Below are 25,629 nucleotides of genomic sequence, written 5' to 3'. Positions count from 1 at the left end.
GAACAGGGCGAGATGGCGGAGAAGCAGAAAAAAGTGGTGGAAAGGGGTACGAACGGGCCGCGACGGTCTGTTTATCAGACAGCGGGATTGTTATCATAGCCGATTACCATTCTGTGTTTTCCGGCGGCCCCGGATCTCGACCCTGACTGAAGGATTTCGCTATGCAACCGCTAAGTGGCCCCGGTGCACCTCTCCCTGCCGATCGTCCGGCTATTGACGCCCCCGGCGGCACGCCGCGCGTCCTGGCCGGCGACCAGCCGCTCACGCCGGCGCAGCGCACCACGCTGGAACGCCTGATCGTCAAAATTATGGCGCTGAGCACGCTGAAAGCGCCGGAGCTGTGGGCCGGTTTACGCCATGAGGTGGGGGTAAAAAACGATGCCGGACTGCTGGCGCGCCACTTTCCACAGGCTGAACAGTTTCTGAATACCCGGCTGAGCCAGGTACAGGACGGCCACGCCACGCGCCAGCTGCTGCAGCAGCTCACCGATCGGCTGCCCACCGGCAACAACCGCCAGGCGGTGAGCGACTTTATCCGCCAGCAGTTTGGCCACACCGTACTCAGCTCGCTGAATCCCGACCAGCTGCGCCAGGTGCTGACCATGCTGCAGAACGGCCAGATGGCTATTCCACAGCCGCAGCAGACGCCGCCGACCGGCCGCACGCTGCTGCCCGCCGAGCAGCAAACGCTTAACCAGCAGGTTACCCGACTGGCGGCCACCACCGGCGAACAGCCGGTGAAGCTGTGGGCGCTGGTGCTTAAGGTAGTGAACCTGCACAGCGGCGATCCGATCCCCGCGCGGGTGTTCCCGCTGCTGACCCAGTACCTGCACGCCAGCCAGACGCTGAACCAGCAGCCAGCCCCCACCCTGCATCAGCTGACCGCCGTGCTGAAGCAGCCGCCGGACAGCGGCGAACAGCGCATGCTGGAAGAGTACAGCCAGCAGCGCTTCGGCACGCCGCCGCAGTCCGTACTGACCCCGGCACAGGTGCAGGATCTGTTAAACCTGCTGTTCAGCCGCCGCGCCAGCGCCCTGCAGGAGCTGCCGCTGGCCGCCAGCCAGATCCACCCGCAGCCGCTGACCGGCAGCGCGCCGCCGCCGCTCCCTCCTGCCCCGCGCAGCAGCCGAACCTGGTTTACCGCCTTTGCGGCGGCCATCGTGGTGATGCTGATCCTGTGGATCCTGCTGTAAAGCTGACGTCTCCTGCGGTCTGCGGTCTGCGGTCTGCGGTCTGCGGTCTGCGCCGTCAGGATACCTTTGCTATGACAGCGATTACAGACATGTGCTGTTTTGCCGCACCGGCGGTGCGCATCCGGTGCCGGTCTGCTGAAAGCCAGCGCTACCGGCTGGCGGGTAACTGCCAGCCGGTAGCGCTGAAGCGGGAAGTTTCAGTTTAACAACCACACTCCGGCTGGCTGCTCTGCTGCGGCCAGCTGCCCGGCTCAGTGCCCGCCGCCAGCGGATGCTGGTCCCGCTGCCAGAAATCCAGCCCGCCGATCAGCTCCTTCACCCGCAGCCCGGCGGACGCCAGCTTCCACGCCCCTTTGGTCGAGCCATTGCAGCCGATGCCGTCGCAGTAGGTGATGTAGACCTTAGCCCGGTCCAGCGCCGCAAGGCTTTCTGCCGTCATCAGGCGATGGGGAAAACTGACCGCGCCGGGAATATGCCCACGCTGATAGTGCTGCTCAGATCGGGTATCAATCACCACAATCGCGTCAATGCCATGCGCCAGATCCGTTGCCAGATCCCAGGCGTCGGCGTAATGCGCCAGTTTTTCGGCCAGCCGCTGCGCGCTCTGCTGGGGTTCAGCGGGTGGAAAGGCCAGTACGGCGGATGCGGATGCTGTTGATAACTGCGAAGGCGACGCTAGCGCTGATGCTGATGCTGATGCTGATGGTGACTGCGATGGCGACGCTGATGCTGATGCTGATGCTGATGACATTGACATGCTCCCCGATAAATTCAGATTGCCATCATAAGGGCAGATCGGCCTTAATAGTAATACCCATTTTTCAGGCAGGATAAGACCAATTATGTCGCCAACCGCCGTCCCCTGGCTGCTGCTGCCACCGCTGTCGCCGCTCTGCCGCCACAGCGCACCACAGCAGGGCTGGATCCTCGGTTATTCGGCGTTGCAGCCCGGCGAAATTGTGCAGGCGGTCGATAAACTGGCGCGGCTCAGTTACCGCGCCTGACGCAGAAAGCTGAAGGTAATTATCAGCCCGATGGCAGCACAGGCAGCAGCGGCGAGGTACACCGAGCCGTAACCCAGCGCGCCGGCGAGCAGGCCGGTCAGCGGGCCGCTGGCACCGTAGGCAATATCCTGGAAAGCTGAGAAGCCGCCCAGCGCGGTGCCGCGCACCTGCGGCTCAACGCGTTTCAGCACTTCCAGACCCAGCGACGGAAATACCAGCGAGCAGCCGCAGCCGGTCAGCGCCGCGCCGGCCAGCGCCATCCAGCCATTACTCGCTATCCCCAGCAGCAGCAGGCCCACCAGTTCCACCGCCAGCGACACCAGCGCTACCCGTGCTCCGCCGAACTTGTCCGGCAGCCCGCCAAACAGGATGCGCATCAGCACAAACGACAGGCCAAAGGCGGTCAGCGCAAAGCCGGCGTTGCCCCACTGCTGGGCGGCGAAGTATAACGAGGTAAAGGTGCCGATCACCGCAAAGCCGGTGCCCTGCATCGCCAGCGCCCAGCCCGGACGCAGGATCAGCCCGACCACCTTCCACAGCGACGGCCGCTCTCCGCCGTGAACCGGTACCGCCCGCACCCAGCCGTTCAGCGCCAGCGCCAGCAGCGGCAGCAGCACGGTGGCCGCGCCCAGCGCCATAAAGCCCCACTGGCCGTGCAGCCACAGTCCAATCGGCGCACCGGCGGCCAGTGAACCGTAGATCGCCATGCCGTTCCACGACATCACCTGGCCGGAGCGCTTCGGCCCGACCAGCCCCATGCCCCAGGTCAGGTTACCGGTCAGCAGCAGGCTTTCACCAAAACCCAGCAGCAGCCGCCCGGCCACCAGCAGCGCAAATTTTCCCGCCACCGGCAGCGGCAGCAGCCCGGCCAGCAGATAGGCGACGCCGACCAGCGCCAGCGCCAGCATCCCCTGCCGGGCGGTGCGTTTAGCGCCGCGCTGGTCGGCCAGCCTGCCGGCATAACCACGGGTCAGCAGCGTGGCAAAAAACTGAATGCCCACCGCCAGCCCGACCATAACGTTGTTCAGGCCGAGCTCCTGGTGCACATACAGCGGGATCACCGGCAGCGCCAGTCCGGCGGTCAGATAGGCTAAAAAGACGGCGAACGAAATGGTCGCCAGCGGCACGGTGGTCTGCGCCGGACGGGTTTCTGTATGGCTGGACATGACGGTGGCTCCCTGGACAATCGCGGCTTCCCTGCCGGCGGCACGCCGCCTGCGCTGAGCGCCATTAGAATTTTTTTTTCAATAAAGCAAATACTGGCTTATAAGTTTCATTTCGTCAATCGTTGTCAACCAGCGTGCCGGCAGGTGCGGCAAAAATGATAGCTGAATCGTATAACTTGCCTCTCCCCCGCTACGCTGTTACATGACAGGCAAAGGCACCACGACAGGTGCAGGGCGCAATTTCCCCAGGTGACCAGGTGAATAGAGGTGGAACGACCGATAACAAAGAGGGCGTAGAGTAAAAAAGAGTTTAAAACTTCATCCTGAATGCTTCGGCCATCAAGCCAATTTTATGCATATTATTGTTATCTCGGGCCATTTTATGTGCGTCAGGTTTCAGAATAATAATCAGCAGGTAAGCGTCTGATTCCATCGCCCCCTGGCAGTAAACCAGATGCGCACTATCACTGGTTCTTCTGAACTGGCGGAGAAATTTCGGGAAAGGCGCACTGGCATCGGCCAGATGCAAATGCGCCACCTCTTCCCGTTTGACCAGAGGATATGTGGCGGCATCATCGTAAGGTGCATCGCGGCCAAACGTATCTGGTAGTACGCCATCCTGTTTATAACCGCGAAAATCCGCAACCAGGTCTTCAAGTTCCTGAGGTGCCAGCTGTTGGCTAATCAACGTCGACTTGAAAACCCTGATGCTCATTCCGTGAACTCCCTGAGGTCGTTATCTGAAGCGCGGTCTAGCAGCTCCTGACCGCTGGCGGTAATCTCGTTCAAACGCGCTGCATTGGGTCTGAAACGGGCAAGACCATGAACGGTCTCCTGCTTGTCCTGCAGCATGTCGATGAGCTCTTCGAACACTCTGGCGCTGACCATATAGCCCGCCGGACGATTGTTCGAGAGTACGGCAACGGGTTCATCAATAAAATACTTCGCCGGATTTTTTCTCAGCTCAGTGATATTTATCGTTTTCTCAGCAAGAATGCGCTCCATAATGTACTCCTCAGTAATCACAATAATGCACATCAAAGTCTACACCAATCCGTACTCACCTGCCACCGCACGAATCATCGCCCATGCAGAACCCACGCGTCATATGCTGCGCAAACCCGTTTTTTCTATGGAGGACAGAATGACAAGGAAGAGCGTGCTAATCGCAGTGATAATTGGCCTGACAGGCTGTGCCACCGTGCAAACCCGCACGCCGGAAACCTATCAGAAAAACTCGTTTTACTCCGGTACGCAGCAGGACGGTCGCTGCTTTTTTGACGCATGGATGTGTGCGCTGGATCTGCCGCTGTCGCTGGTTGGCGATACGCTGATGCTGCCGTTTGACGGCTGGTATTACCTGCAGACGCCAGCCGTAAAGCCTGAAAAGGAAAAGCAATAAGCGATCGCCAAAATCTGACAGACAGACAGACAGACAGACAGACAGACAGACAGACAGACAGACAGAGACAGAGACAGAGACAGAATACCTGACAGGGATAAGCAGCGCTGAGTACTGAAGGTGTATTAGTCGCAACGCGACAAAGGTGCATTAGTCGCAACGCGGCAGAAGCAGAAAAAACGGAGTGTAAGTATCGAAGCAACGGGGGCGGAGAGCCCGCCCCCGAAAGGATTACAGCTTACGCATGACCAGGGTGGCGTTGGTGCCACCGAAGCCGAAGCTGTTGGACATCACGGTTTTCAGCGGACGTTCGGTCGGCGTCGTCACGATATCCAGGCCTTCTGCAGCCGGGTCCAGCTCGTCGATATTGATGCTTGGCGCAACAAAGCCGTGCTCCAGCATCAGCAGCGAGTAGATGGCTTCCTGCACGCCGGCGGCACCCAGCGAGTGGCCGGTCATCGCTTTGGTAGCGGACATCGCCGGGGTTTTGTCCGGGAAGACCGCGCGGATCGCACCCAGCTCTTTCACGTCACCGACCGGGGTCGAGGTGCCGTGGGTGTTCAGGTAGTCGATTGGGGTATCCACGCCTTCCATCGCCAGACGCATGCAGCGCATCGCACCTTCGCCTGACGGGGCAACCATGTCGGCACCGTCAGAGGTCGCGCCGTAACCGACCACTTCCGCATAGATGTGCGCGCCGCGCGCCAGCGCGTGCTCAAGCTCTTCCACCACCACCATGCCGCCGCCGCCGGCGATGACGAAGCCGTCACGGCCTGCATCGTAGGTACGCGAGGCTTTTTCCGGGGTTTCGTTGTATTTGGTCGAGAGTGCGCCCATCGCGTCGAACTCGCAGGACATCTCCCAGCACAGCTCTTCGCCGCCGCCGGCAAACACGATATCCTGCTTGCCCAGCTGGATCTGCTCTACCGCGTTACCGATGCAGTGCGCAGAGGTGGCACAGGCGGAGCTGATCGAATAGTTAACGCCGTGGATTTTGAACGGGGTTGCCAGGCAGGCAGAAACGCCGGACGCCATGGCTTTGGTCACCATATACGGGCCAACGCCGCGCAGGCCTTTGGCACGCATGCCGTCAACGCTGGCCGCCTGATAGAACGGCGAACCGCCGCCGGAGCCGGCCACCAGGCCCACGCGTGGGTTGTTCTGGTACTGCTCATCGGTCAGGCCGGAATCCTTTACCGCTTCCTGCATGGAGAGGAAGGCATATACAGAGGCATCGCTCATAAAGCGCAGCATCTTACGGTCGATACGTGCGGTGATTTCGTCTTTAGACAGCTTGACGTTACCCCAGACGTGACTACGCATACCGGAATCTTTCAGCTCCTGCGAGAAAGTAATACCAGAGCGTCCTTCACGCAGCGACGCCAGAACTTCTTCCTGGTTATTACCAATACTGGAAATGATCCCCAAGCCAGTAATCACAGCACGTTTCATTCAATACCTCTTAACTTCTTCTATTAGGATTCGACACGCACTCTAGCGTACAGATGTACGCCGAACAAGTCCGATCAGCGTATCCTTGTGTAAATTTGCGTAGGCCAGCTCACATAGTTAGAATCGCGCCACCGCCTGATAACGAGCCTTTGCCCTTGAAAACCGCCCCTATAGAACACGCTGAGCTGAGCTGGAACGATCAGGGTACACCTGTATCCCGAGCGTTTGATGACGTCTATTTTTCTAACCAGAACGGACTGGAAGAAACGCGTTACGTCTTCCTCGACGGTAACGGGCTGCCGGCGCGCTTCGCCAGCCATCCGCGTGATCTGTTGATCGTGGCAGAGACCGGGTTTGGCACCGGACTCAACTTCCTCACCCTGTGGCAGGCCTTTGACCGTTTCCGTCTGCAGCAGCCGGACGCTGCACTGCAGCGGCTGCACTTTATCAGCTGTGAAAAATATCCGCTGCAGCCCGCTGACCTCGCCGCCGCCCACGCCAGCTGGCCCGAGCTGGCCGGCTATGCCTCCGCACTGCGCGCACAGTGGCCGCTGGCGCTGCCGGGCTGCCACCGCCTGCTGCTGGACGGCGGCCGGGTGACGCTGGATCTGTGGTTTGGCGATATTAACCAGCTTATTCACACTTTTGATGACACCCTGAATCAGCAGGTGGATGCCTGGTTCCTGGACGGCTTTGCGCCGTCGAAAAACCCGGATATGTGGACGCCGGAACTGTTTCAGTGCATGGCGCGGCTGGCCCGCCCCGGTGCCACGCTCGCCACCTTCACCTGCGCCGGCTTTGTGCGCCGTGGCCTGATTGACGCGGGCTTTGCGGTACGCAAACGCAAAGGCTACGGCCAGAAGCGCGAGATGCTGGTCGGCGAACTGCCTGCCGCCGTCACCCGCGCCCCGCGTGCCCCGTGGTATACCCGCCCCGCCGCCGGGGACGGCGATATCGCGCTAATCGGCGGCGGCATCAGCAGCGCGCTGCTGGCGCTGGCGCTGCTGCGGCGGGGCAAACGGGTGACGCTGTACTGCGCCGATGCCGCCGCGGCGGCCGGGGCCTCCGGCAACCGCCAGGGCGCACTTTATCCACTGCTTAACCAGCACGATCCGGCGCTGGAGCGGCTGTTCCCCGCCGCGTTTGTCTTCGCCCGCCACTACTATGACCAGCAGGGCGTAACCTTTGAACACGACTGGTGCGGCGTCACCCAGCTGGGGTGGAATGAGAAAAGCCAGGCGAAAATCGACAGGATGCTGCTGATGGGGCTGCCCGCCGAACTGGCCCGCGCGGTCGATACGACGGAGGCAGAAGCGCTGTGCGGCGTGGTCACCGGCTGTGGTGGTATTACCTACCCGCTTGGCGGCTGGCTCTCGCCAGCCGAACTGACCCGTGAACTGCTGCTGAAGGCTGAACGGGGCGGGCTGCAGCTGCGCTGGCAGCATGAGCTGATTGACATGCAGCGGGAGCAGGATGAGTGGCTGTTGAACTTCCGCGAACAACCCGCCGCCCGTCATCAGAACCTGGTGCTGTGCACCGGTCACCGGCTGACCGGCTTCAGCCAGAGCGAGCAGCTGCCCGCGAATCCGGTGGCCGGGCAGGTAAGCCATGTGCCGACCGGCCCGTCACTCGGTGCGCTGCGGCAGGTACTGTGCTACGACGGCTACCTGACGCCGGTCAGCCCGCAGTATCAGCAGCACTGCATCGGTGCCAGCTACCGCCGTGGCGAAACCGACACCGGCTACCGCGACAGCGATCAGCAGGAAAACCGCGCGCGGCTGATGCGCTGCCTGCCGGAGGCTGGCTGGCCGGAGGATATTGATGTCAGCGAAGGAGCGTCGCGCGGCGGGGTACGCTGCGCCAGCCGCGATCACCTGCCGCTGATCGGCGCATTGCCCGACTATCCGCAGCTGCTGGAACAGTACGCCGGGCTGGCGCAGCAGCAGGAAAATGCCGCCAGCGCGCCGGTGCACGCAGGGGCCTTTGTACTCGGTGCGCTGGGGTCACGCGGGCTGTGCAGCGGCCCGCTGGCCGCCGAGGTGCTGGCCGCGCAGATGTGCGGTGAGCCGATCCCGCTGGACGGCGCCACGCTGGCCGCCACCAGCCCGAACCGCTACTGGGTGCGTAAGTTGCTGAAAGGCAGGCCGGTTACTGCAACGAACTAGTCAAAGGATAAGTCTCCCCGATTGCCCGGCTGCTTTATCCCGTCCCTGGCGCTCCCGTTAGCCGTCATCTGGTTTATCTGGCTCGCCATTGACCCATGCCGCAAATGCAACAGGGCCCGCGGTTAACCAGCGGGCCCTGTGAGTCTGTTCAAACGCAATCGTGGCCGAATACCCGGCCAAAGCGATCAGGCCTCCTGCGTCGCCTGTTCAAACAGCTTCTGCCACATGCCGCGCACCAGCACCTGGTCACGCGGTGACAGTTCACCGGCCTGGATAGCTTTTTCCAGGCTCTGCTGTACCTGGGCGGTCAGCGCCTCGCGGCTGTGGTCGCCGCTCAGCTCCACTTCGGCGACCGCCAGCGTCAGGTGCCCGCGCAGGTAGCCGCCGGCAAACAGCTCGTCGTCGCTGGCGTGTTCGACCATATCGTCAATCAGGCCAAGAATACGCGACTCAAATTCGTCGATCATAACGTTCCTTAGTTAAGCAGTGCGCCCCGCCGGTTACAGATCTTCCGGCCAGGGAAACTGAGCCGCCGTCAGCGGGGGGGTAGAGTAAAAATCGCGCAGCGCGGCAATCAGCCGCGCCGGACGGGCAGGAATGCCGTTATCCAGATACGCCATCACCTGAGCGTGAACCTTGCGCTGAAACGCAATGCGATCCGGCTCACAATCCCCTTCGAGATTGTCACAGCTTACGTTGAACGGAAAGCCTGCCGCAACTGAAAACAGCCACTCCAGCGCCTGCGGCTTGATTTCGGCCGATTCAAACTTATTCTGCGTTTCGGCATCGCGGCCGTCCGGGCAGTACCAGTAGCCAAAATCCACCAGCTTGCGGCGTTCGGCACCGGCGATGCACCAGTGGGAGATCTCATGCAGGCCGCTGGCGTAATAGCCGTGAGCAAATACCACCCGGTTGCAGGGTGATGTCTCGTCAGCCGGCAGATAAATCGGCTCGTCATCGCCCTTAATCAGGCGGGTATTGAAGTCGTCAAGGAAGCAGCCGTCAAACAGCTCAATCAGCTGCGAATAGTGATGTTGCGTACTCATTGCATCGTTCGCCAAAGTAAAAAAACGCGCAATTGTCGCATTATGCGTGCTGAGTTTCGAGAACTATTCTCATCACCGCCGAAGCGGCTGCGACTGCTGGCGAAACGCCAGCGGTGGCAGGCCAAACTGCGCCTTAAACGCCCGCGAGAAGTGGAACGGTGAAACAAATCCGCACTGTTCGGCCACCAGCGCCACCGGCAGGCTGCTGCGGGTCAGCAGCCGTTCCGCATGGCGCAGGCGCACGTCACGCAGATAGCGAGCCGGGGTCAGCTGCAGATGCTGGCGGAACAGCGCGATCAGGTGGTTAACCGAGCAGTGGGCACGGGCGGCAATATCTTCCAGCGCCAGCGGGTGCTGATAGCGCATGGCGATATATTTACAGGCTTCACGCACGCTTTTGGGCATGGTTTGTGCGGCTTCCTCCTGCGGGCGTTCAGCGCAGGAGGCGTAGTACCACAGCAGCGTTTCGGCCAGCGACAGCAGCACCCTGGGCGAGCCGCTGCGCCGCGCGGTCAGGCTCATGCCCAGCTCCATCAACTGTTCCACCTGGTTATCCACGGCGATGGTCTGCGGCAGCGCGGCCAGCTGGGCGGCAATTCCCTCCGGGGGCACGGTAAAATCCAGCTGGCACCAGATATGCTCGCTCGCCACCACCGCATCAAAACGAAAGAGCTCGCGTTCCCCCGGCAGTAGCAGCGCCAGCGTGCCGGGCACCAGGTGCAGGACCCGGCTGCCCGCCTCAATGGTGACGCTGCCGCTAAGCAGCGCAATAAACTGCACGCCGCGCTGAGTACGCGGCCCGAGCGTCTCTCCGCTGGCATAACGCGACAGGCCGAACCATCCCTCGCCGGGTTGCGGATTAAGTGTGATTTCAGACATTTTCTTCCTGACTACAGGCATGTACCCGTGAGGGGCTGGCAGGCTATCTTTTCTCCCATCTTCAGCCGGATAGCGGCGGACACCAACGGATTTTGCAGGCAGTAATCGAATCTGCGATGCAGATCAAACTTTGATTTCAGACAGGAGTAAAAAGATGGCAAATGCCAGTATCCGCCTCGGCGTCAGCCCGCTGGCCTGGACCAACGATGTGCTGGAAGATCTGGGGGATAACGTCTCTGCCCTGCAGTGCATGCAGGAGGCCGCCGCCGTCGGCTATCAGGGCATTGAGCTGGGCCGAAAATTCCCACGTAAAACCGAAAATCTGCAGCCGCTGCTGGCGCAGAGCGGGCTGTCACTGGCCTCGGGCTGGTTCTCCGGCACGCTGGCCGATATCAGCGTGGAGCAGGAGCTGCACAACGTCGCCGCCCACGCCCGGCTGCTCAGCGGGCTGGGCTGCCGGGTGATGGTCTACGGCGAATGCGGCGGCATGCCGGGCGACTCGCCGCTGGACATCGGTATCTCGCATTCACCGAAGCTCAGCGCCATCGACTTCGACGCCTACGCGCAACGCATGAGCCGCTTCTCCTCGGCGCTGTATCAGGAGTACGGCCTGCGGCTGGCCTATCACCACCATCTGATGATGCTGGTTGAGCGCCAGGATGAGATCGAGCGTTTCTTCTCGGCCACCACCGCCGACGTCGGCATGCTGCTGGATACCGGTCACGCCGTCGCCGCGGGCAGCGATCTGTCAGCGCTGATCGACCAGTTCGGCAGCCGCATCTGCCATATCCACCTGAAGGATATCCGCCGCGAGCGGCTGGCGCAGGTTTACGCGCAGGATGAGAGCTTTAACCAGGGGGTACGCGGCGGCATGTTTACCGTGCCGGGTGATGGCTGGATCGACTATCAGCCGGTAGTGGATTTCGTTCTGCACAGTGGCTATCAGGGCTGGCTGATCGTCGAAGCCGAACAGGACCCGCAGGTCGCCCCGCCGGTGCCCACCGTCACCCGCGCCTTTAATCACGTTACTTCACTGTTTTCTCTGTAAGGAGTCACCATGTCTGACACTCTGAATATCGGCCTGATCGGCTCCGGCTTTATGGGCCAGGCCCACGCTGACGCCATCCGCCGCGCCGCCCTGCTCTACCCGAACCTGCCGAAAACGCCGGTGCTGTACGCGATTGCCGACCAGAACCAGGCGATGGCCGACCAGGCCGCCCGCCGCTTTGGCGCGCTGCACGCATTTGGCGACTGGCGTGAAATGCTGCAGGATCCGAATATCGACGTGATTGATATCACCTCCCCCAATCATCTGCATCATCAGATGGCGCTGGAGGCGATCGCCGCCGGTAAACACGTTTACTGCGAAAAACCGCTGGCGGTAACCGAGCCGCAGGCGCGCGAGATGGCGGAAGCGGCGCGCCGCGCAGGGGTGAAAACCATGGTCGCCTTTAACAATATCAAAACCCCGGCGGCGCAGCTGGCCCGGCAGCTGATCGACCGCGGCGAGATCGGCACCCCGGTGCGCTTCCGTGGCACCTTCGATCAGGGCTTCTATAACGATCCGGAGCTGCCGTGGTCGTGGCGCTGTTCGAAAGAGCTGGCCGGTTCCGGCTCGCTGGGCGACCTTGGCGCGCATACCCTGTCGGTAGCACAGTACCTGATGGGCGGCGTCAGTGAAGTGTGCGCCAGCGGCCAGACCCATCTGAAAACCCGCCCGGTACCGGGTGTGGACAGCGGCTACGCCAGCAAGGTGGAGGCCAACGCCGAACGCCGTACGGTAGAAAACGACGACCAGATGCAGTGCCTGGTAACCTTTGACAGCGGCGCCGCCGGGGTGATTGAGTCCTCACGCATCGCCGCCGGCCGCATCTTCGGCGTCTACTGGGAGGTCTCCGGCACCGAAGGCACGCTGTATATGGACGGCGAGCGCTTCAACGAGCTGCAGGTGTTCCGTTTCAACGACGACAAACGCGATCGCGGCTTTAAAACGCTCTACGCCGGCAGCCAGATCCCCTCTTACTCAGCGTTCTTCGGCTTCGACTTTGGCGGCGGCGGTCTGGGCTACTTCGACGTCAAGGTGCTGGAGGTGCATGACCTGGTGCAGGGGATCTGCCGCGACGACGACTGCTACCCGAACTTCGCCTTCGGCTGGGAGAATCAGCGCATTCTGCAGGCGATTGAAGACTCAATGGAACAGCGCCGCTGGGTGAACGTGACTAAAGGCTAGCTCGGTATCGCTGACAGAAGTCGCTGCAGATCCCGGTGCCCGGCTTATCGGGTCTTTCCGGAACGCGGACACGCTATAAACACGTCCGTGTGCGCTCGGCAGCGGCCATCCCTGGCCGCTGACGGTCCGCTTATCCGGAAAGACCCGATTGCCCGAAATTTCTGACGTCGCTGCCTTAACTCGGTCCGGATAGTGATCCTGTAGCAGCTCTTACAGACGTCTCATGCAGACAATGCCTTTTGCGTCCTTGAGGAAAGCACAGCCCTCCGACGCCGGATGCGGTGTTTTCGGCCAGACGACTCAAAACGTAAAGCGAGGGGAGCCTGTACACGGAGCAAAGCATCGCGGGCCAGGGATGGCCCGCGCTGAGCTGTCAGGGATGACGTTTTTTGCGTCTTTGCGGAGTGTACAGGCTCCCCGAAGCCGGATGCGGTGTTCCAGCAGACAATGCTTTTAGCGATTTCGTATCTGATTACAGCGCGTGGAACCACGCGGCGATTTCCGCACCGTGGCTGTCGTACAGCAGTTTGGCGCTCATCACCGCCGAAACGATAACGATCATCGGGCGGATCAGCCTCTGTCCTCTGCTCAGCACCATCTTCGCACCGAGCCGCGCACCTAACACCTGCCCCGCCATCATCACCAGCCCGACAACCCACACCACCTTGCCACCGATAATAAACAGCAACAGCCCGCCGAGGTTAGAGGTAAAGTTCAGCACCTTGGCGTGGGCGGTGGATTTAGCGAGGTTGTAGCCGCACAGGGTAACAAACGCCAGCGCGTAAAAAGAGCCCGCACCGGGGCCAAAGAAGCCGTCGTAAAAACCCACGCAGCCCCCGGCCACCAGCGCAAACGGCAGGCCGTGCAGGCGGCGCTGGCGATCCTCTTCACCGATCTTCGGCATCAGCAGGAAATAGAGGCCGATGGCGATCACCAGCAGCGGCAGCAGCTGACGCAGGATATCGCCCTTCACGTGCTGCACCAGCAGCGCACCGGCCAGCGAGCCGATAAAGGTCATGGCGATATTCAGCTTCTGCTCGCGCAGATTCACCGCCTTCATACGAATAAAGTACAGGCTGGCGGAGAACGAACCGCCCACCGACTGCAGCTTGTTGGTCGCCAGCGCCTGCGCCGGTGACAGACCGGCGGCCAGCAGCGCAGGCACGGTCAACAGCCCGCCGCCGCCGGCGATTGAGTCAATAAACCCGGCCAGCAGCGCCACCAGAAACAGCACGCCCAGCAACCACGGGGCAACGCTAATCCATTCCATAGAGATCCTTAACCAGAAAAGCGATGCTGTCGCGGCGCAGGATCACACCGGTCGCAGCAAAGCCATTGAACAGCAGGTTTACAGGAGCGGCACAGGCTGGCCGGATCCGTTTCAAGTGAACTACAGCAGATGTTTATCCAGCAGCGCCTGGCAGGCGGCAGGCAGCGGCGGCGGTTCGCGCTTAACCGGCGGCGTACTGCCCGGTTTCGGCGGCAGGAACCAGCTGTCGAGCTCGGCACCGCAGCCGTCACCGCCCGGCGGCAGCGGCTGGTCTTCGCACTGCAGGCTGCCCGCCGGGCAGCGCAGGCGCACGTGCATATGCGCGCGGTGCTGGAACCACGGCCGTACCTTACGCAGCCAGTCGCGGTCGGCACCGGCGTCGGCACACAGCTGCTTTTTAATCGCCGGATTCACAAAGATGCGCGTCACCTCATTGTCCTTCGCCGCCAGCTTAATCAGGCTGTCGATCTCCGGCCGCCAGTGGCGCGCCACCACGCTTTTACCGTCTGCGGCCACCAGATCCAGCGGCTGCGGCTTCAGCAGCATCTGCTGCGTCCAGCGCTGTTTCGGCAGCTGCAGCCAGATATCAACGTCCAGCCCCGACTGGTGGCTGGCGTGGCCGCTGCTGAAGCGCCCGCCGGCCGCCATGCCCATATCACCGACCAGCACTTCGCCCAGCCCGCGCTGCGCGGTCTGGCCGCTGAGCCGCTGAATAAAGGCGATCAGGTCCGGGTGGCCGAAGTAGCGGCGCTGGTCGGTACGCATCACCTGGTAACCCGGCGCCTCCAGCGGCAGCGGCTGCGCGCCAACGATACAGCCGTTGGAAAACGCGCCGATCGCCTGCGGCGCGCCGGCGATCGGCTGGTGAATGCTCTGCCACGGGGTGGCGGCCTGCGCCAGCGTCGCCGCCAGCAGCGCGGTCAGGGCGATCAGCGTGTTTTTCATCATTTACCAGCGTGGATAATCGGTGGTGACGTCGGCATTCTGCGCGCGGTGGCGCAGCAGGTGATCCATCAGTACGATCGCCATCATCGCTTCGGCGATCGGCACCGCGCGGATGCCGACGCAGGGATCGTGACGGCCTTTGGTGATCATCTCCACCTCTTCGCCGCTGCGGGTCAGCGTTTTGCCCGGCACGGTAATGCTGGAGGTCGGTTTCATCGCCAGGTTAGCGATAATCGCCTGACCGCTGCTGATGCCGCCAAGGATGCCGCCGGCGTGGTTGCTCTGGAAGCCGTCGGCACGAATTTCATCGCGGTGCTCGCTGCCGCGCTGGCTGACCACGGCAAAGCCGTCGCCGATCTCAATGCCTTTCACCGCGTTGATGCTCATCAGCGCGTGCGCCAGGTCAGCGTCCAGCCGGTCAAACACCGGTTCGCCCAGGCCGGCCGGCACGTTTTCTGCCATTACCGTCACTTTCGCACCGATCGAATCGCCCTCTTTCTTCAGGCCGCGCATCAGCTCATCCAGCGCTTCCAGCTTATCCGGGTCCGGGCAGAAGAACGGATTCTGCTCGACCTGCGACCAGTCTTTCAGCTCGCAGGCCACGTCACCGATCTGCGCCAGATAGCCGCGCACCACGATGCCGTGTTTCATCTCAAGGTACTTTTTGGCAATCGCCCCCGCCGCTACGCGCATCGCCGTTTCACGTGCCGACGAGCGGCCGCCGCCGCGGTAGTCGCGGAAGCCGTACTTCTGGTCGTAGGTATAATCGGCGTGGCCGGGGCGGTACAGATCTTTGATTGCGCCGTAGTCCTGCGAACGCTGATCGGTGTTCTCAATCAGCAGGCCGATGCTGGTACCGGTGGTTTTGCCTTCAAACACGCCGGAGAGGATCTTCACCTGGTCCGGCTCGCGGCGCTGGGTGGTGTAGCGTGAGGTGCCCGGGCGGCGGCGGTCGAGATCGTGCTGCAGATCGGCTTCGGTCAGCGGAATGCCCGGCGGCACCCCGTCAACAATGCAGCCAAGGGCGATGCCGTGCGACTCGCCAAACGTCGTGACCCGAAATACTTGTCCTATCGTATTACCCGCCATACTGGCTCCTCACTCAATCGGTGTTTTTAATTAATCTTTGTAGATTTTGAAGTGGTGCTGCGCCGCCACGATCTGATCGCGGGTCAGCATAAATACGCCGTCGCCGCCGTTTTCAAACTCCAGCCAGGTGAAAGGCACGTCCGGATACTGGTCGATCATATGCACCATGCTGTTGCCCACTTCGCACACCAGCACGCCTTCTGCGGTGAGGTAATCCGGCGCACAGGCCAGGATACGCCGTACCAGCTTCAGGCCGTCGCTGCCCGCCGCCAGGCCCAGCTCCGGCTCGTGGCGGAACTCGTCCGGCAGGTCGTCCATATCTTCCGCATCAACGTACGGGGGATTGGTGACGATCAGGTCGTACTGGGTTTTCGGCAGTTCGCGGAACAGGTCGGCACGGATCGGCGTCACCTGATGATCCAGCCCGTGGGCGGCGATGTTCTGCTCGGTAATCGCCAGCGCGTCGGTGGAGATATCCACCGCGTCCACCTCGGCTTCCGGGAAGGCGTAAGCGCAGGCGATGGCGATGCAGCCGCTGCCGGTGCACATATCCAGAATGTGCTGCGGCTGGCCGCTGATGATGCCGGCAAACTGACCGTTAATCAGCTCACCGATCGGCGAACGCGGTACCAGCACGCGTTCATCGACGTAGAATTCGTGGCCGCAGAACCAGGCCTTGTTGGTCAGATAAGCCACCGGGATGCGGTCGTTAACGCGACGGATCACCCGTTCAACGATGCGCTGGCGCTCGCTGGAGGTCAGCCGCGCGCGGTACATCTGCTCCGGGATATCCAGCGGCAGGTACAGCGTCGGCAGCACCAGCTGAACGGCTTCGTCCCAGGGATTGTCGGTGCCGTGGCCGAACCAGATTTCAGCAGCAGAAAAGCGGCTGACCGACCAGCGCAACATATCCTGAATAGTGTGCAGTTCACTGACTGCCTCATCGACGAAAATTTTGTCCATAGTGCCCTCCGCAGGCCGTACTGTTAAACCCGGGCGCTAGTTTGCCATGAAGCGGCAGAGAATTCAGCGCGAGGTGGTGAAAAAGCTGAGAATTATTAGAGAAAGAACGGCAGGCTGGTGGCGCGGGAACCGGGATTTGTTGGGGAACAACGCGGAGATTTACTTAAGCCCGGGGGCGGGAACAGGTAGACTACCGCCAGGAAAATATGATGACGACGACCTGCCGGGACACCGTTACGCAGCAGGCTGAGAGAGCAGTGACTGAAAAATGAATAAAAAAGAGAAGCTAAGCGTTGAAGACCAGGCACTTTTTCGCGGGCTGATGACCGGCACGCGCAAAATCCACCAGGACACTATCGTCCATCCGCCCGAGCGTAAGAAAGCCCGCGAGCTGCCGCAAAAGCGGCTGTTGTCCGAGCAGATGGACGCCAGCCACTATTTCTCCGATGAGTTTCAGCCGCTGCTGCCCGCCGAGGGTGCGGTGCGCTACGTGCGCAGCGACGTCAGCCATTATGAGCTGAAAAAGCTGCGGCGCGGCGACTATTCGCCGGAGATTTTTCTCGATCTGCACGGGCTGACGCAGAAGCAGGCCAAGCAGGAGCTGGGTGCGCTGATCGCCGCATGTCGCCGCGAGCACATCTTTTGCGCCAGCGTGATGCACGGCCACGGCAAACATATCCTCAAACAGCAGACGCCACTGTGGCTGGCGCAGCATCCGTGGGTGATGTGCTTTCACCAGGCGCCAAAACTGTTCGGCGGCGATGCCGCGCTGCTGGTGCTGATTGAAGTGGAAGAGTGGCAGCCGCCGATCCTGCCCTGAGCGATATGCACCTGACCACAGCCAGACGTATCTGTTGAGAAGCCGATGATGGCTGAAAGCCGTTGCTTTGCCGTCGTAGGGTACAGGCCGACGAAGGTAGTCGGACAGTCGGACAGTCGGACAGTCGGACAGTCGGACAGTCGGACAGTCGGACAGTCGGACAGTCGGACAGTCGGACAGTCGGACAGGGAGTTTACGTCGTCGAGGGGAGTCGTACCACTGACAGCGAGCGGCCCGGGTTTAGCGGGCCGCCTGCCGGGGATTACATCGCCTTCGCCAGTTTGGCCGGGCTGACCTGCCACAGCAGGGTGCCGTGGCCGCTGGCGTCGAGATCGACGCGGGCGATGGCCGAGGTGGCAAACATCGGCGGCGACTCCTGCGGGCAGAGCTCCGCCACCAGGTAGCCGACCAGCGGCAGGTGTGAGATCACCAGCACCGATTTTACTCCCTGATCTGCCAGCATCTGCAGATAGCCACCGACCGATTTCGGATCGCCACCCGGCGTGAGTTCCGGCAGCACATCTTCCCCCGCCGGCAGCGGCAGCGCTTCGCGCACCGCGTTCAGCGTTTGCCGCGCGCGCAGATACGGGCTGACCATAACCCGTTCAATCGTCACCGACTGGCCGTGCAGCCAGGCTGCCATCTGGCGCGTTTCGTTACTGCCGCAGTGGGTCAGAGGTCGGACAGAATCACTGGCTGCATCCAGAGCCGCATCGCCGTGACGCATTATGAAAACTTGCATAGAGCACCGCTGTTGTTAAACAAAAACGCCGGGGGACAACGCCACCCGACTCTTCATTCATTGAATGAACGGTGTGTTGTACCCCAATGGCTTGAGTATAGTCAACCGATTGTTTACTTAGTGAACGATGGCCGAAAAAACGCCCCGCTCACTCCTGCTGCCTGGCCAGATTAACCCGCTGCCCCGGCGTCATCCGCCAGCGTAACCGGCGGTGATAAGAAGCTTTCCCGCGCTTCCATCATTTTTTTGAGCCGTTCACAGGGGGCGAAACGCGGCCCGTAACGATCGGCCAGCTGTTCAAGCCGACTGACCACCGTTGCTGCGCCCAACTGGTCGATATAGCGGAACGGACCGCCGAGAAACGGCGGGAAACCGATGCCAAACACCGCACCGATATCGCCGTCGCGCGCGGAGCGGATCACCGCTTCATCCAGCGTGCGTACCGCCTCATTTAACAGCATCATGACACAGCGTTCTGCCAGATCTTGTGCGCTGAGACAACTTTTTGGCGTAACGGCCAGCAACCGGTAAATGGCCGGATCGGGCCGCCTGCCACGCGGCCAGCGCTGGCCGTACAGGTAGAAACCTCGCCCGTTTTTGCGCCCTTTGCGGTCATCCTTCTGCAGCGCCGCCATCGCCGCCGGCAGCGCGAAACGATCTCCCCAGGCCTGCTGCAGCACCGGCATCATATGGCTGGCGATATCGATGCCCACCTCATCCAGCAGCTGGAACGGACCGACCGGAAAGCCAAACTGCACCAGCGCGGCGTCCACCGCATCGATCGGTTCGCCCTCCAGCAGGCAGTGCAGCGCCTCCAGCATATAGGGGGCCAGGATCCGGTTAACGTAGAATCCGGCGCGGTCGGCCACCACAATCGGCGTTTTCCCCTGCTTTTTCGCCAGCGCCACCACCGTTGCCAGGGTCGTCTCTGCGCTGCCCGCATGGGGGATCACCTCGACGAGCGGCATTTTTTCCGGCGGGCTGAAGTAGTGCAGGCCGATCACATTTTCCGGCCGCTGCGCCTGGCGGGCGATATCGGCGATCGGCAGCGAGGAGGTGTTGGAGGCAAAAATGGTGGTCTCTGCACAGTGAGCCTCCACCTCCGCCACCATCTGCTGCTTCAGCGCCAGGTTTTCGAACACCGCCTCAATCACCACATCGCGCTGGCTGAACCCCTGCCAGTCGGTGCCGCCGCTGAGCAACGCCATCTGCTGCTGGCGCTGTACAGGGCTTAGGCGGCGGCGCTGCACCTGTTTACCGAGCACCTCCCAGCTGGTTTTCAGCGCACGGGCGACGCCCGCAGGCTGCAGATCTTTGATGCGCACCGGTAGCCCGGCGCGGATGGCGGTAACGCAGGCGATACCGCCGCCCATCAGGCCGCCGCCCAGTACGCCGATGCTGCGCAGCGGGCGCGGTTCTGCACCCGCGCCGCTCTCTTTTTTCAGCGCGGTGCTGGCGAAGAACAGCCCGCGCAGCGCGGCGGACTGCGGGGTCATCGCCAGTTCACCAAACGCCCGCGCCTCGGCGGCGTAACCGGTCGCGCTGCCCTGCTCCAGCCCGCAGCGCACCACGGCGATAATGCTGTCCACCGCCGGATAGTGGCCGTGGCTTTTGGCCCGCGCCCGGCGCTGCACCAGCGTAAACAGCACGGCGCGCCCCGGCGGCGTGGCCAGCAGGCGTTCACGCAGCGGCCGTGGCCGCGGCTTCGACTGTCGCCTTAACTGTGACTGTGACTGCGGCGGTGCCTCACCCGTCTGTGGCTGCGGCTGTGGCTGCGGCCGTGCCTTACCCGTGTGAGCCCCCTGCAGCGCCAGCGCCACCGCCGTTTCCAGCAGAATGGCGTGCGGCACAGCGTCGTCCACCAGACCGCATTTACGCGCCGCCGCCCCGCGCAGCGTGCGGCCGCTGAGCATCAGATCCAGCGCGGTGGACGCGCCGATCAGCCGCGGTAAGCGCTGGGTGCCGCCTGAGCCGGGCAGCAGGCCAAGCTGCACCTCGGGCAGGCCAAGGCGGGTAGTATCTTCCAGCGTGCAGACCCTGTGGTGGCAGGCCAGCGCCAGCTCCAGCCCGCCGCCCAGGCAGGCGCCGTGGATCGCCGCCACCACCGGCACCGGCAGCGCCGCAATCTCCGCCATCACCTGCTGCCCCTGCTGCGCCAGCGCCTGCGCCTGTTCTGCCGTGCGGCAGGCGGCGATCATGCCAATGTCGGCACCGGCAATAAAGGTATCCGGCTTGCCCGAGATCAGTACCACACCCGCCAGCTGCGGGTTAGCGCGCGCCTGCTGCAGCACCTCACGGATCTGCCCGGCAAACTCAACCTTCAGCGTATTGACCTTCTCACCGGGAACGTCAATGACGATCACCGCCACGTTATCCAGCCGCATTTGCAGCGTAAATGCCGATCTCTGTTCCATTATTCCGCCTCCAGAACCATTGCCGCACCCAGACCACCCGCCGCGCAGGCGGTAACCAGCCCCAGGCCGCCGCCGCGCCGCCGCAGCTCGTGCAGCGTCTGGGTAATCATCCGCGCGCCGGTGGCGGCAAACGGGTGGCCGTAGGCGATTGAGCCGCCCAGCACGTTAAATTTCTCCATATTCACCTCACCGAGCGCGTGCGGCCGCCGCAGTATCTCGCGGGCAAAGCGCTCGTCGGCGAAATGCTTGAGGTTGGCCAGCGTCTGGGCGGCAAAGGCTTCGTGCATATCAATCAGCGTCAGGTCGTTCAGGCCGATGCCGGCGCGATCCAGCGCCAGCGGCGAGGCGTAGGCCGGCCCCAGCAACATATCCTGGCGCACATCAATCGCGGTGAAGGCGTAGCTGCGCAGCCAGCCAAGCGGCTTCACCCCCAGTTCGCGGGCGCGGGATTCGGTCATCAGTACCACCGCGGCGGCGCCGTCGGTCAGCGGCGTGCTGTTGGCGGCGGTCACCGTGCCGTGCCGCCGGTCAAACGCCGGGCGCAGCCGGGCGTAATCCTCCGGCTTTGAGGCCTCGCGGACGTTGTTATCCTGGCGAAAAGGCTCGCGCCAGGGCGGCACGAACGCGGTCATCACTTCGTCGTCCAGCAGCCCCTGCTGCCAGGCTCTGGCGGCATGCAGGTGCGAGCGGTGCGCCAGCGCGTCCTGCTGCTCGCGGCTGATGCCGTGGCTTTTCGCCATCTGTTCGGCGGTATCCCCCATCCGCAGGCCGGTGGAATACTCCGCCACCGCCGGCGGCACCGGCAGCAGGTCACCGGGGCGCAGCCGCGTCAACAGCTTCAGTTTTGCGCCCAGCGAGCGGGCGCGGCTGAGATCCAGCAGCAGCCGCGCCAGGTTTTTACTCACCCCCACCGGCAGCACCGAAGTGGAGTCCGCACCGCCGGCAATGCCGGCCTGCACCACGCCTGCCAGCAGGCTCTCCGCCAGGCTGGCTACCGCCTGAAAACTGGTGGCGCAGGCGCGGCTGACGCTGTAAGCATCGGTATGCACGCTCAGCCCGGCGGCCAGCACGATTTCACGGGCAATGTTCGGCGCCTCCGGCATCTGCACCACCTGGCCAAACACCAGCTGTTCAATTGCCTCCGGCGGCAGTTCGCTGCGCACCATCAGTTCGCTGACCACCATCCGCCCCAGCTCCAGCGCCGGGATGCCGTGAAAGGCGGTAGCCTGACGAACAAAAGGGGTGCGCAGCCCGTGGGTGATGGCGATACGATCGCCCTGTCGGGTCAGTAAAGGGTGTGAGCTCATTATTTTCACCTGTTCGCATCGGTGCCGGCATCATTGCCAAAGAGGTCTGACCTGATCAGTGTTAACCAGAACCGTTATGGGTGCCACGGCAGAAGGGAAAAAATGCGAGACAAAACACGCTTATGGCAGTGAAAAGAGCGGGGCAGCCGGCGGTAAGCCGACCTTCAGAGTCGTCCCTTTACGTTAATCGCCGCTGCACGGAGCAGCGGCCGGGTCAGGGTGCGGCTGGCCGCAGGGTGATTAACGCAGGGCGAGCTGGAAAATCAGCGACTCCGCCTGGCAGCAGAAGGTAAATTCGCACTCCAGCTGCACGCCCTGCGGGCTCTCCGTCAGGCGGCTGGTGATTTCGCAGGGGTCGGACGCCACCGCCTGTGCACGGGCGCTCAGCGATTCCAGCATCGCCCGGGCGTCAGACTGAAAGGTGAAGTGCTGGCTGTAGCTGGCGGTACAGTCGCTGTTGTCGATCACGGTGCCGACATCGACACAACAACAGGCCGCCGTTTCACGGGCGGTACAGGCATTCAGGGCATCGCTCATCAGTTCCTCCGGTTAGCCACCCCCAGCGGGCGGCCGTCGCATTCAGATGCGATTGAGTCTACGCCCGCCGGGGGGAATGGCTCCAGCCATTCAACGAAGATCGCGCGCTTTATGATGAAAATCACGCTATTAATTGATCTGAAACAGGTGATACTGTGCCCGCCAAAAACATACCTGTAAGTTTTTGTTAGCGAGATCTCTTTTCTTGCATCATTTTAGCAATAACACGAAAACATGATTGCAACATGTGTACGGGTCAGTCCTATACTCTGGCAACTGGTCTGATTTGTTGTGCATGGGTCAGTCTGTGACATTCATGTTTCCTTGTTACGTCTGTAACAACGTTCAATAATAAATTATGAGGGTTGTGGTCATGAACCATAAAAACCTGTTTACCAAGTCTGCGCTGGCAGTGGCAGTGGCGCTGGTTTCAACTAACAGTCTGGCGGCTGGCTTTCAGCTGAATGAATTCTCCTCCATCGGTCTTGGCCGCGCCTATGCCGGCGAAGGTGCAGTCGGCGATACCGCCGCCTCCGCCAGCCGTAACCCCGCGACCATGGCGCTGATGGATCGGCCGATGTTCTCGGTTGGCGCGGTATTTATCGATCCGGACGTTAACCTTGACGGCACCAGCGGCCAGGGTAACAGCCTGAAGGCGGACAACATCGCCCCGACCCAGTGGGTGCCGAACATTCACTACGTGCAGCCGATTAACGACCAGTGGTGGATTGGCGCGTCATCCACCACCAACTATGGCCTGGCGACGGAGTTTAACGACGGCTACGCCGGCGGCCCGTTCGCCGGTAAAACCGACCTGATGACCCTGAACCTTAACCTGAGCACCGCCTACCGCCTGAACCAGCACTTCAGCTTCGGCGTCGGTTTTGATGCGGTTTATGCGCGGGCCAAAATCGAGCGTAACATTGGTGAGCTGGGTGCCGTATTGCCGGCAGCAGGGCTGCCTGCGGCTCCCGCGAACACGCAGATCGCCCACCTTAAAGGTGATGAATGGGGCTACGGCTGGAATGCCGGCGTGCTGTATGAGGTGGATGATAAAAACCGCTTCGGCCTGACCTATCGCTCTGAAGTTAAAATCGACTTTGACGGTGACTACCGCAGTGATATCCCGGTCGCCTATAACCCGATTGGCGGGCAGTTCGGTCTGCCAACGGGCACTGGCGGCGCGACCATTCCCGGCTCCCTCTCGCTGCATCTGCCGGAGATGTGGGAAGTGTCCGGTTATCACAAAGTGGCACCACAGTGGGCGGTTCACTACAGCATGGCTTATACCAGCTGGAGCCAGTTCCAGGAGCTGAGAGCCACCGGCAACGACGGCAAAGAGCTGTTCTATAAAGATGAGAGCTATCACGACGCTTACCGCATCGCGCTTGGCACCAGCTACTACTACGATGACAACTGGACCTTCCGCACCGGTATCGCTTTCGATGACAGCCCGGTACCGGCGGACAAGCGTTCAATCTCAATCCCGGATCAGGATCGTCTGTGGCTCAGTGCCGGTGCCTCTTATGCCTTTAACCAGAATGCCTCGGTCGACGTCGGTGTTTCCTATATGCACGGCAAAAAAGTCACCATTGAAGAAGGTACTGACCCGGTCGCCACTGCGCGGAACGGCGGGGTCGCCACGCCTTATACCTTTAACTCGGAAGGGAAAGCCCTGCTTTATGGTGCGAGCTTTAACTATAAGTTCTGATCGCATTTCATAAACGGTCGTGATCTGACGCCCTGCTCTTGCAGGGTGTTTTTTTAGTGCTGTTTGTTATCGTAAAATCTTTATATTCACGAAGCACACTTGACTGCTATTACCTCAATCATTACTTTCACCCTGCTAATTAGCGCACACAGATAAATTGAATGATATTAACAAGGAGCAGTTAAATGAAAGTTTTATCCCAGAGTGATATTGAACAGGTAAGCGGTGCAGGTGCGTTTAAGGATTTTCTGGTTGGCATCACTGAAACGACCTCAAAATTTGCTTATACCTGCGAAAAGGCGTTTGGTACCCTGAAAAACCCAACAGAGACCAGTAACGCTTATGTGGCGCGCCACACCCAGCCGGTGAAAGTATTTAGCGAAGGCGTGGAAAGCTTCTTCCAGGGACTTTTCGGCAACTCTGCCGCTTAATAATTCGCTCTGCTGTACGGGATAATTATTAGCACAATAAAAAAAGCATCTCATTTGAGATGCTTTTTTAACGTCATTCAGCCACGTTATTCTGCGTCAATGTCGTTCAGATCGTCCTGAATTGCCGCCGCGTTCGGGTTAGTCTGCGGGGTCAGCTTGCCGTCGCTGGCGAGGAAGTCATGATGCTGGAAATAGGCGGCGCGCACGAAGGCGTACGGATCTTTTGAGTTGCTCAGCAACGCATCGGAGTCCAGCAGCTGGGCACGGGTTTCCACCCCTTCCAGCGCCCACTTACCGGCGGACATCCACCAGGTCAGCCAGGCCAGCGGCGGGTAGACGTCATCCACCAGCCCGCCGATATCCTCACGCGGGGTGGCGCTGCCATAGCCCGGCACCACCACATAGGTGCCGTAACCGACGCCGTAATGGCCCAGCGTGCTACCGAAGCCGCGCGGCTCTTCCTTAGCCAGTTTCGGGTTGGCCATGGTCGCCACGTCAATAAAGCCGCCCATCCCCAGCAGGGTATTCAGGAAGAAGCGGTTGAAGTGCACCATCGCCTTGTACGGATTACCCTCAATAAAGTAGTTCACCATCGTGGACGGTTCATCAAGGTTGCTGAGGAAGTTGCCCAGCCCGGTACGCGCCGGCACCGGCACGTAATCGCGCCAGACCACTGCCACCGGCCTCACCACGTAGGGATCCAGCACGTTGTAGTTGAAGTTAAACATCGTGCGGTTGAAGCCTTCCAGCGGATCTGAACGGCCCTGTGGATCGTCGGCATTTTTCGAGCTGGCACAACCTACCAGCAGCACGCTTGCCAGCGCCAGGCCCGTCAGGCGATAGTTCATCATGTTCTCCCTGTA

Annotated in this window: 27 protein-coding genes; 10 read left to right on the top strand and 17 right to left on the bottom strand. The window is 61.4% G+C overall.

Going from position 1 to position 25,629, the window contains the following annotated elements:
- The first annotated feature begins 161 nt into the window (after positions 1-161).
- Together flk and GKQ23_RS24050 are read left to right on the top strand one after the other, a co-directional pair.
- Positions 162-1,193, top strand: coding sequence for a flagella biosynthesis regulator Flk (flk, locus tag GKQ23_RS08070; RefSeq protein ID WP_212410237.1), 1,032 nt, complete (start codon positions 162-164; stop codon positions 1,191-1,193).
- A gap of 71 nt (positions 1,194-1,264) precedes the next feature.
- Complete coding sequence (locus tag GKQ23_RS24050; protein ID WP_255354464.1) at positions 1,265-1,399, top strand: hypothetical protein; 135 nt, start codon at positions 1,265-1,267, stop codon at positions 1,397-1,399.
- Here the strand turns inward: GKQ23_RS24050 and GKQ23_RS08065 are convergent.
- Positions 1,396-1,944 (bottom strand): rhodanese-like domain-containing protein, encoded by a 549-nt coding sequence (locus GKQ23_RS08065; RefSeq protein ID WP_212410236.1) that lies wholly within the window; start codon positions 1,942-1,944, stop codon positions 1,396-1,398. The two genes, GKQ23_RS24050 and GKQ23_RS08065, sit on opposite strands and share 4 nt — an antisense overlap.
- Positions 1,945-2,035: 91 nt before the next feature.
- Between GKQ23_RS08065 and GKQ23_RS08060 the strand changes: the two genes are divergently transcribed.
- Positions 2,036-2,197, top strand: a complete 162-nt coding sequence (locus GKQ23_RS08060) for a hypothetical protein (RefSeq protein ID WP_212410235.1) — start codon at positions 2,036-2,038, stop codon at positions 2,195-2,197.
- Here GKQ23_RS08060 and GKQ23_RS08055 read toward each other — a convergent pair.
- The 3 genes from GKQ23_RS08055 to yafN form a co-directional block, all read right to left on the bottom strand.
- The gene (locus GKQ23_RS08055) at positions 2,185-3,363 is read right to left on the bottom strand and encodes an MFS transporter (RefSeq protein ID WP_212410234.1); all 1,179 of its coding nucleotides are present in this window, start codon (positions 3,361-3,363) and stop codon (positions 2,185-2,187) included. The genes GKQ23_RS08060 and GKQ23_RS08055 overlap by 13 nt on opposite strands.
- 310 nt (positions 3,364-3,673) lie before the next feature.
- Positions 3,674-4,072, bottom strand: a complete 399-nt coding sequence (locus tag GKQ23_RS08050) for a type II toxin-antitoxin system YafO family toxin (protein ID WP_212411676.1) — start codon at positions 4,070-4,072, stop codon at positions 3,674-3,676.
- 2 nt (positions 4,073-4,074) lie between these two features.
- Positions 4,075-4,368, bottom strand: coding sequence for a type I toxin-antitoxin system antitoxin YafN (gene yafN, locus GKQ23_RS08045; protein ID WP_056239744.1), 294 nt, complete (start codon positions 4,366-4,368; stop codon positions 4,075-4,077).
- 139 nt (positions 4,369-4,507) lie between these two features.
- Here yafN and GKQ23_RS08040 point away from each other — a divergent pair, with 139 nt between their 5' ends.
- Complete coding sequence (locus tag GKQ23_RS08040) at positions 4,508-4,765, top strand: YceK/YidQ family lipoprotein (RefSeq protein ID WP_212410233.1); 258 nt, start codon at positions 4,508-4,510, stop codon at positions 4,763-4,765.
- Between the two features lie 231 nt (positions 4,766-4,996).
- On the opposite strand, the gene fabB is transcribed toward GKQ23_RS08040, so the two are convergent.
- Positions 4,997-6,217, bottom strand: a complete 1,221-nt coding sequence (fabB, locus tag GKQ23_RS08035; protein WP_056239376.1) for a beta-ketoacyl-ACP synthase I — start codon at positions 6,215-6,217, stop codon at positions 4,997-4,999.
- A gap of 155 nt (positions 6,218-6,372) precedes the next feature.
- Here fabB and mnmC point away from each other — a divergent pair, with 155 nt between their 5' ends.
- The gene (mnmC, locus tag GKQ23_RS08030) at positions 6,373-8,382 is read left to right on the top strand and encodes a bifunctional tRNA (5-methylaminomethyl-2-thiouridine)(34)-methyltransferase MnmD/FAD-dependent 5-carboxymethylaminomethyl-2-thiouridine(34) oxidoreductase MnmC (RefSeq protein WP_212410232.1); all 2,010 of its coding nucleotides are present in this window, start codon (positions 6,373-6,375) and stop codon (positions 8,380-8,382) included.
- A 185-nt stretch (positions 8,383-8,567) separates the two neighbouring features.
- Here the strand turns inward: mnmC and GKQ23_RS08025 are convergent, their stop codons facing one another.
- The 3 genes from GKQ23_RS08025 to GKQ23_RS08015 form a co-directional block, all read right to left on the bottom strand.
- The gene (locus GKQ23_RS08025; protein WP_056239369.1) at positions 8,568-8,849 is read right to left on the bottom strand and encodes a YfcL family protein; all 282 of its coding nucleotides are present in this window, start codon (positions 8,847-8,849) and stop codon (positions 8,568-8,570) included.
- 33 nt (positions 8,850-8,882) lie between these two features.
- Positions 8,883-9,428, bottom strand: coding sequence for an elongation factor P hydroxylase (locus GKQ23_RS08020; RefSeq protein WP_056239364.1), 546 nt, complete (start codon positions 9,426-9,428; stop codon positions 8,883-8,885).
- A gap of 72 nt (positions 9,429-9,500) precedes the next feature.
- Entirely contained in the window at positions 9,501-10,307 is an 807-nt protein-coding gene (locus GKQ23_RS08015; RefSeq protein ID WP_212410231.1) for an AraC family transcriptional regulator, read from the bottom strand.
- A gap of 154 nt (positions 10,308-10,461) precedes the next feature.
- Here GKQ23_RS08015 and iolE point away from each other — a divergent pair, with 154 nt between their 5' ends.
- A complete protein-coding gene (gene iolE, locus GKQ23_RS08010) occupies positions 10,462-11,355 on the top strand; it encodes a myo-inosose-2 dehydratase (RefSeq protein ID WP_212410230.1) in 894 nt (297 codons plus the stop codon).
- A gap of 9 nt (positions 11,356-11,364) precedes the next feature.
- Entirely contained in the window at positions 11,365-12,537 is a 1,173-nt protein-coding gene (locus GKQ23_RS08005) for a Gfo/Idh/MocA family protein (protein WP_212410229.1), read from the top strand.
- 472 nt (positions 12,538-13,009) lie between these two features.
- Here the strand turns inward: GKQ23_RS08005 and GKQ23_RS08000 are convergent, their stop codons facing one another.
- From GKQ23_RS08000 to prmB, 4 genes are all read right to left on the bottom strand, one after another.
- Complete coding sequence (locus GKQ23_RS08000; RefSeq protein ID WP_056239354.1) at positions 13,010-13,807, bottom strand: sulfite exporter TauE/SafE family protein; 798 nt, start codon at positions 13,805-13,807, stop codon at positions 13,010-13,012.
- 120 nt (positions 13,808-13,927) lie between these two features.
- The gene (mepA, locus tag GKQ23_RS07995) at positions 13,928-14,752 is read right to left on the bottom strand and encodes a penicillin-insensitive murein endopeptidase (RefSeq protein ID WP_212411668.1); all 825 of its coding nucleotides are present in this window, start codon (positions 14,750-14,752) and stop codon (positions 13,928-13,930) included.
- 3 nt (positions 14,753-14,755) lie between these two features.
- Positions 14,756-15,841: a chorismate synthase gene (aroC, locus tag GKQ23_RS07990; protein ID WP_056239351.1), complete on the bottom strand. Its 1,086-nt coding sequence runs from the start codon at positions 15,839-15,841 to the stop codon at positions 14,756-14,758.
- A gap of 30 nt (positions 15,842-15,871) precedes the next feature.
- On the bottom strand, positions 15,872-16,804 hold the full coding sequence (gene prmB / locus GKQ23_RS07985) for a 50S ribosomal protein L3 N(5)-glutamine methyltransferase (protein ID WP_056239348.1): 933 nt from the start codon (positions 16,802-16,804) through the stop codon (positions 15,872-15,874).
- A gap of 268 nt (positions 16,805-17,072) precedes the next feature.
- Here prmB and smrB point away from each other — a divergent pair, with 268 nt between their 5' ends.
- The gene (gene smrB / locus GKQ23_RS07980) at positions 17,073-17,624 is read left to right on the top strand and encodes an endonuclease SmrB (protein ID WP_056239345.1); all 552 of its coding nucleotides are present in this window, start codon (positions 17,073-17,075) and stop codon (positions 17,622-17,624) included.
- A gap of 262 nt (positions 17,625-17,886) precedes the next feature.
- Here the strand turns inward: smrB and sixA are convergent, their stop codons facing one another.
- From sixA to GKQ23_RS07960, 4 genes are all read right to left on the bottom strand, one after another.
- Positions 17,887-18,366 (bottom strand): phosphohistidine phosphatase SixA, encoded by a 480-nt coding sequence (sixA, locus tag GKQ23_RS07975; protein WP_212410228.1) that lies wholly within the window; start codon positions 18,364-18,366, stop codon positions 17,887-17,889.
- A 170-nt stretch (positions 18,367-18,536) separates the two neighbouring features.
- Positions 18,537-20,780, bottom strand: a complete 2,244-nt coding sequence (gene fadJ, locus GKQ23_RS07970) for a fatty acid oxidation complex subunit alpha FadJ (protein WP_212410227.1) — start codon at positions 20,778-20,780, stop codon at positions 18,537-18,539.
- Positions 20,780-22,087, bottom strand: coding sequence for an acetyl-CoA C-acyltransferase FadI (fadI, locus tag GKQ23_RS07965; protein WP_371820120.1), 1,308 nt, complete (start codon positions 22,085-22,087; stop codon positions 20,780-20,782). The genes fadJ and fadI overlap by 1 nt, the downstream gene beginning before the upstream one ends.
- A 240-nt stretch (positions 22,088-22,327) precedes the next feature.
- A complete protein-coding gene (locus tag GKQ23_RS07960) occupies positions 22,328-22,624 on the bottom strand; it encodes a DUF406 family protein (protein WP_212410226.1) in 297 nt (98 codons plus the stop codon).
- A 373-nt stretch (positions 22,625-22,997) separates the two neighbouring features.
- On the opposite strand from GKQ23_RS07960, the gene fadL reads away from it, so the two are divergent.
- The gene (fadL, locus tag GKQ23_RS07955; RefSeq protein ID WP_056239333.1) at positions 22,998-24,335 is read left to right on the top strand and encodes a long-chain fatty acid transporter FadL; all 1,338 of its coding nucleotides are present in this window, start codon (positions 22,998-23,000) and stop codon (positions 24,333-24,335) included.
- A gap of 185 nt (positions 24,336-24,520) precedes the next feature.
- Positions 24,521-24,766, top strand: coding sequence for a hypothetical protein (locus GKQ23_RS07950; RefSeq protein ID WP_056239331.1), 246 nt, complete (start codon positions 24,521-24,523; stop codon positions 24,764-24,766).
- An 86-nt stretch (positions 24,767-24,852) separates the two neighbouring features.
- On the opposite strand, the gene mlaA is transcribed toward GKQ23_RS07950, so the two are convergent.
- A complete protein-coding gene (gene mlaA / locus GKQ23_RS07945; protein WP_212411664.1) occupies positions 24,853-25,614 on the bottom strand; it encodes a phospholipid-binding lipoprotein MlaA in 762 nt (253 codons plus the stop codon).
- Between the last annotated feature and the right edge of the window lie 15 nt (positions 25,615-25,629).

This window comes from Erwinia sp. E602 (assembly GCF_018141005.1).
Taxonomy (GTDB): Bacteria; Pseudomonadota; Gammaproteobacteria; order Enterobacterales; family Enterobacteriaceae; genus Erwinia.
This window is presented reverse-complemented; position numbering and strand designations above follow the sequence as displayed.

Coding starts and splice junctions, on each gene's coding strand:
- GKQ23_RS08025 (WP_056239369.1), bottom strand. CDS start 8,849: ATGATCGACGAATTTGAGTCGCGTATTCTTGGCCTGATTGACGATATG.
- fabB (WP_056239376.1), bottom strand. CDS start 6,217: ATGAAACGTGCTGTGATTACTGGCTTGGGGATCATTTCCAGTATTGGT.
- GKQ23_RS08040 (WP_212410233.1), top strand. CDS start 4,508: ATGACAAGGAAGAGCGTGCTAATCGCAGTGATAATTGGCCTGACAGGC.
- GKQ23_RS24050 (WP_255354464.1), top strand. CDS start 1,265: ATGACAGCGATTACAGACATGTGCTGTTTTGCCGCACCGGCGGTGCGC.
- GKQ23_RS07960 (WP_212410226.1), bottom strand. CDS start 22,624: ATGAGCGATGCCCTGAATGCCTGTACCGCCCGTGAAACGGCGGCCTGT.
- mlaA (WP_212411664.1), bottom strand. CDS start 25,614: ATGAACTATCGCCTGACGGGCCTGGCGCTGGCAAGCGTGCTGCTGGTA.
- smrB (WP_056239345.1), top strand. CDS start 17,073: ATGAATAAAAAAGAGAAGCTAAGCGTTGAAGACCAGGCACTTTTTCGC.
- yafN (WP_056239744.1), bottom strand. CDS start 4,368: ATGGAGCGCATTCTTGCTGAGAAAACGATAAATATCACTGAGCTGAGA.
- aroC (WP_056239351.1), bottom strand. CDS start 15,841: ATGGCGGGTAATACGATAGGACAAGTATTTCGGGTCACGACGTTTGGC.
- flk (WP_212410237.1), top strand. CDS start 162: ATGCAACCGCTAAGTGGCCCCGGTGCACCTCTCCCTGCCGATCGTCCG.
- GKQ23_RS08000 (WP_056239354.1), bottom strand. CDS start 13,807: ATGGAATGGATTAGCGTTGCCCCGTGGTTGCTGGGCGTGCTGTTTCTG.
- prmB (WP_056239348.1), bottom strand. CDS start 16,804: ATGGACAAAATTTTCGTCGATGAGGCAGTCAGTGAACTGCACACTATT.
- GKQ23_RS08020 (WP_056239364.1), bottom strand. CDS start 9,428: ATGAGTACGCAACATCACTATTCGCAGCTGATTGAGCTGTTTGACGGC.
- GKQ23_RS08005 (WP_212410229.1), top strand. CDS start 11,365: ATGTCTGACACTCTGAATATCGGCCTGATCGGCTCCGGCTTTATGGGC.
- sixA (WP_212410228.1), bottom strand. CDS start 18,366: ATGCAAGTTTTCATAATGCGTCACGGCGATGCGGCTCTGGATGCAGCC.
- iolE (WP_212410230.1), top strand. CDS start 10,462: ATGGCAAATGCCAGTATCCGCCTCGGCGTCAGCCCGCTGGCCTGGACC.
- fadI (WP_371820120.1), bottom strand. CDS start 22,087: ATGAGCTCACACCCTTTACTGACCCGACAGGGCGATCGTATCGCCATC.
- GKQ23_RS08055 (WP_212410234.1), bottom strand. CDS start 3,363: ATGTCCAGCCATACAGAAACCCGTCCGGCGCAGACCACCGTGCCGCTG.
- GKQ23_RS08060 (WP_212410235.1), top strand. CDS start 2,036: ATGTCGCCAACCGCCGTCCCCTGGCTGCTGCTGCCACCGCTGTCGCCG.
- GKQ23_RS08065 (WP_212410236.1), bottom strand. CDS start 1,944: ATGTCATCAGCATCAGCATCAGCATCAGCGTCGCCATCGCAGTCACCA.
- fadJ (WP_212410227.1), bottom strand. CDS start 20,780: ATGGAACAGAGATCGGCATTTACGCTGCAAATGCGGCTGGATAACGTG.
- GKQ23_RS08015 (WP_212410231.1), bottom strand. CDS start 10,307: ATGTCTGAAATCACACTTAATCCGCAACCCGGCGAGGGATGGTTCGGC.
- fadL (WP_056239333.1), top strand. CDS start 22,998: ATGAACCATAAAAACCTGTTTACCAAGTCTGCGCTGGCAGTGGCAGTG.
- mepA (WP_212411668.1), bottom strand. CDS start 14,752: ATGAAAAACACGCTGATCGCCCTGACCGCGCTGCTGGCGGCGACGCTG.
- GKQ23_RS07950 (WP_056239331.1), top strand. CDS start 24,521: ATGAAAGTTTTATCCCAGAGTGATATTGAACAGGTAAGCGGTGCAGGT.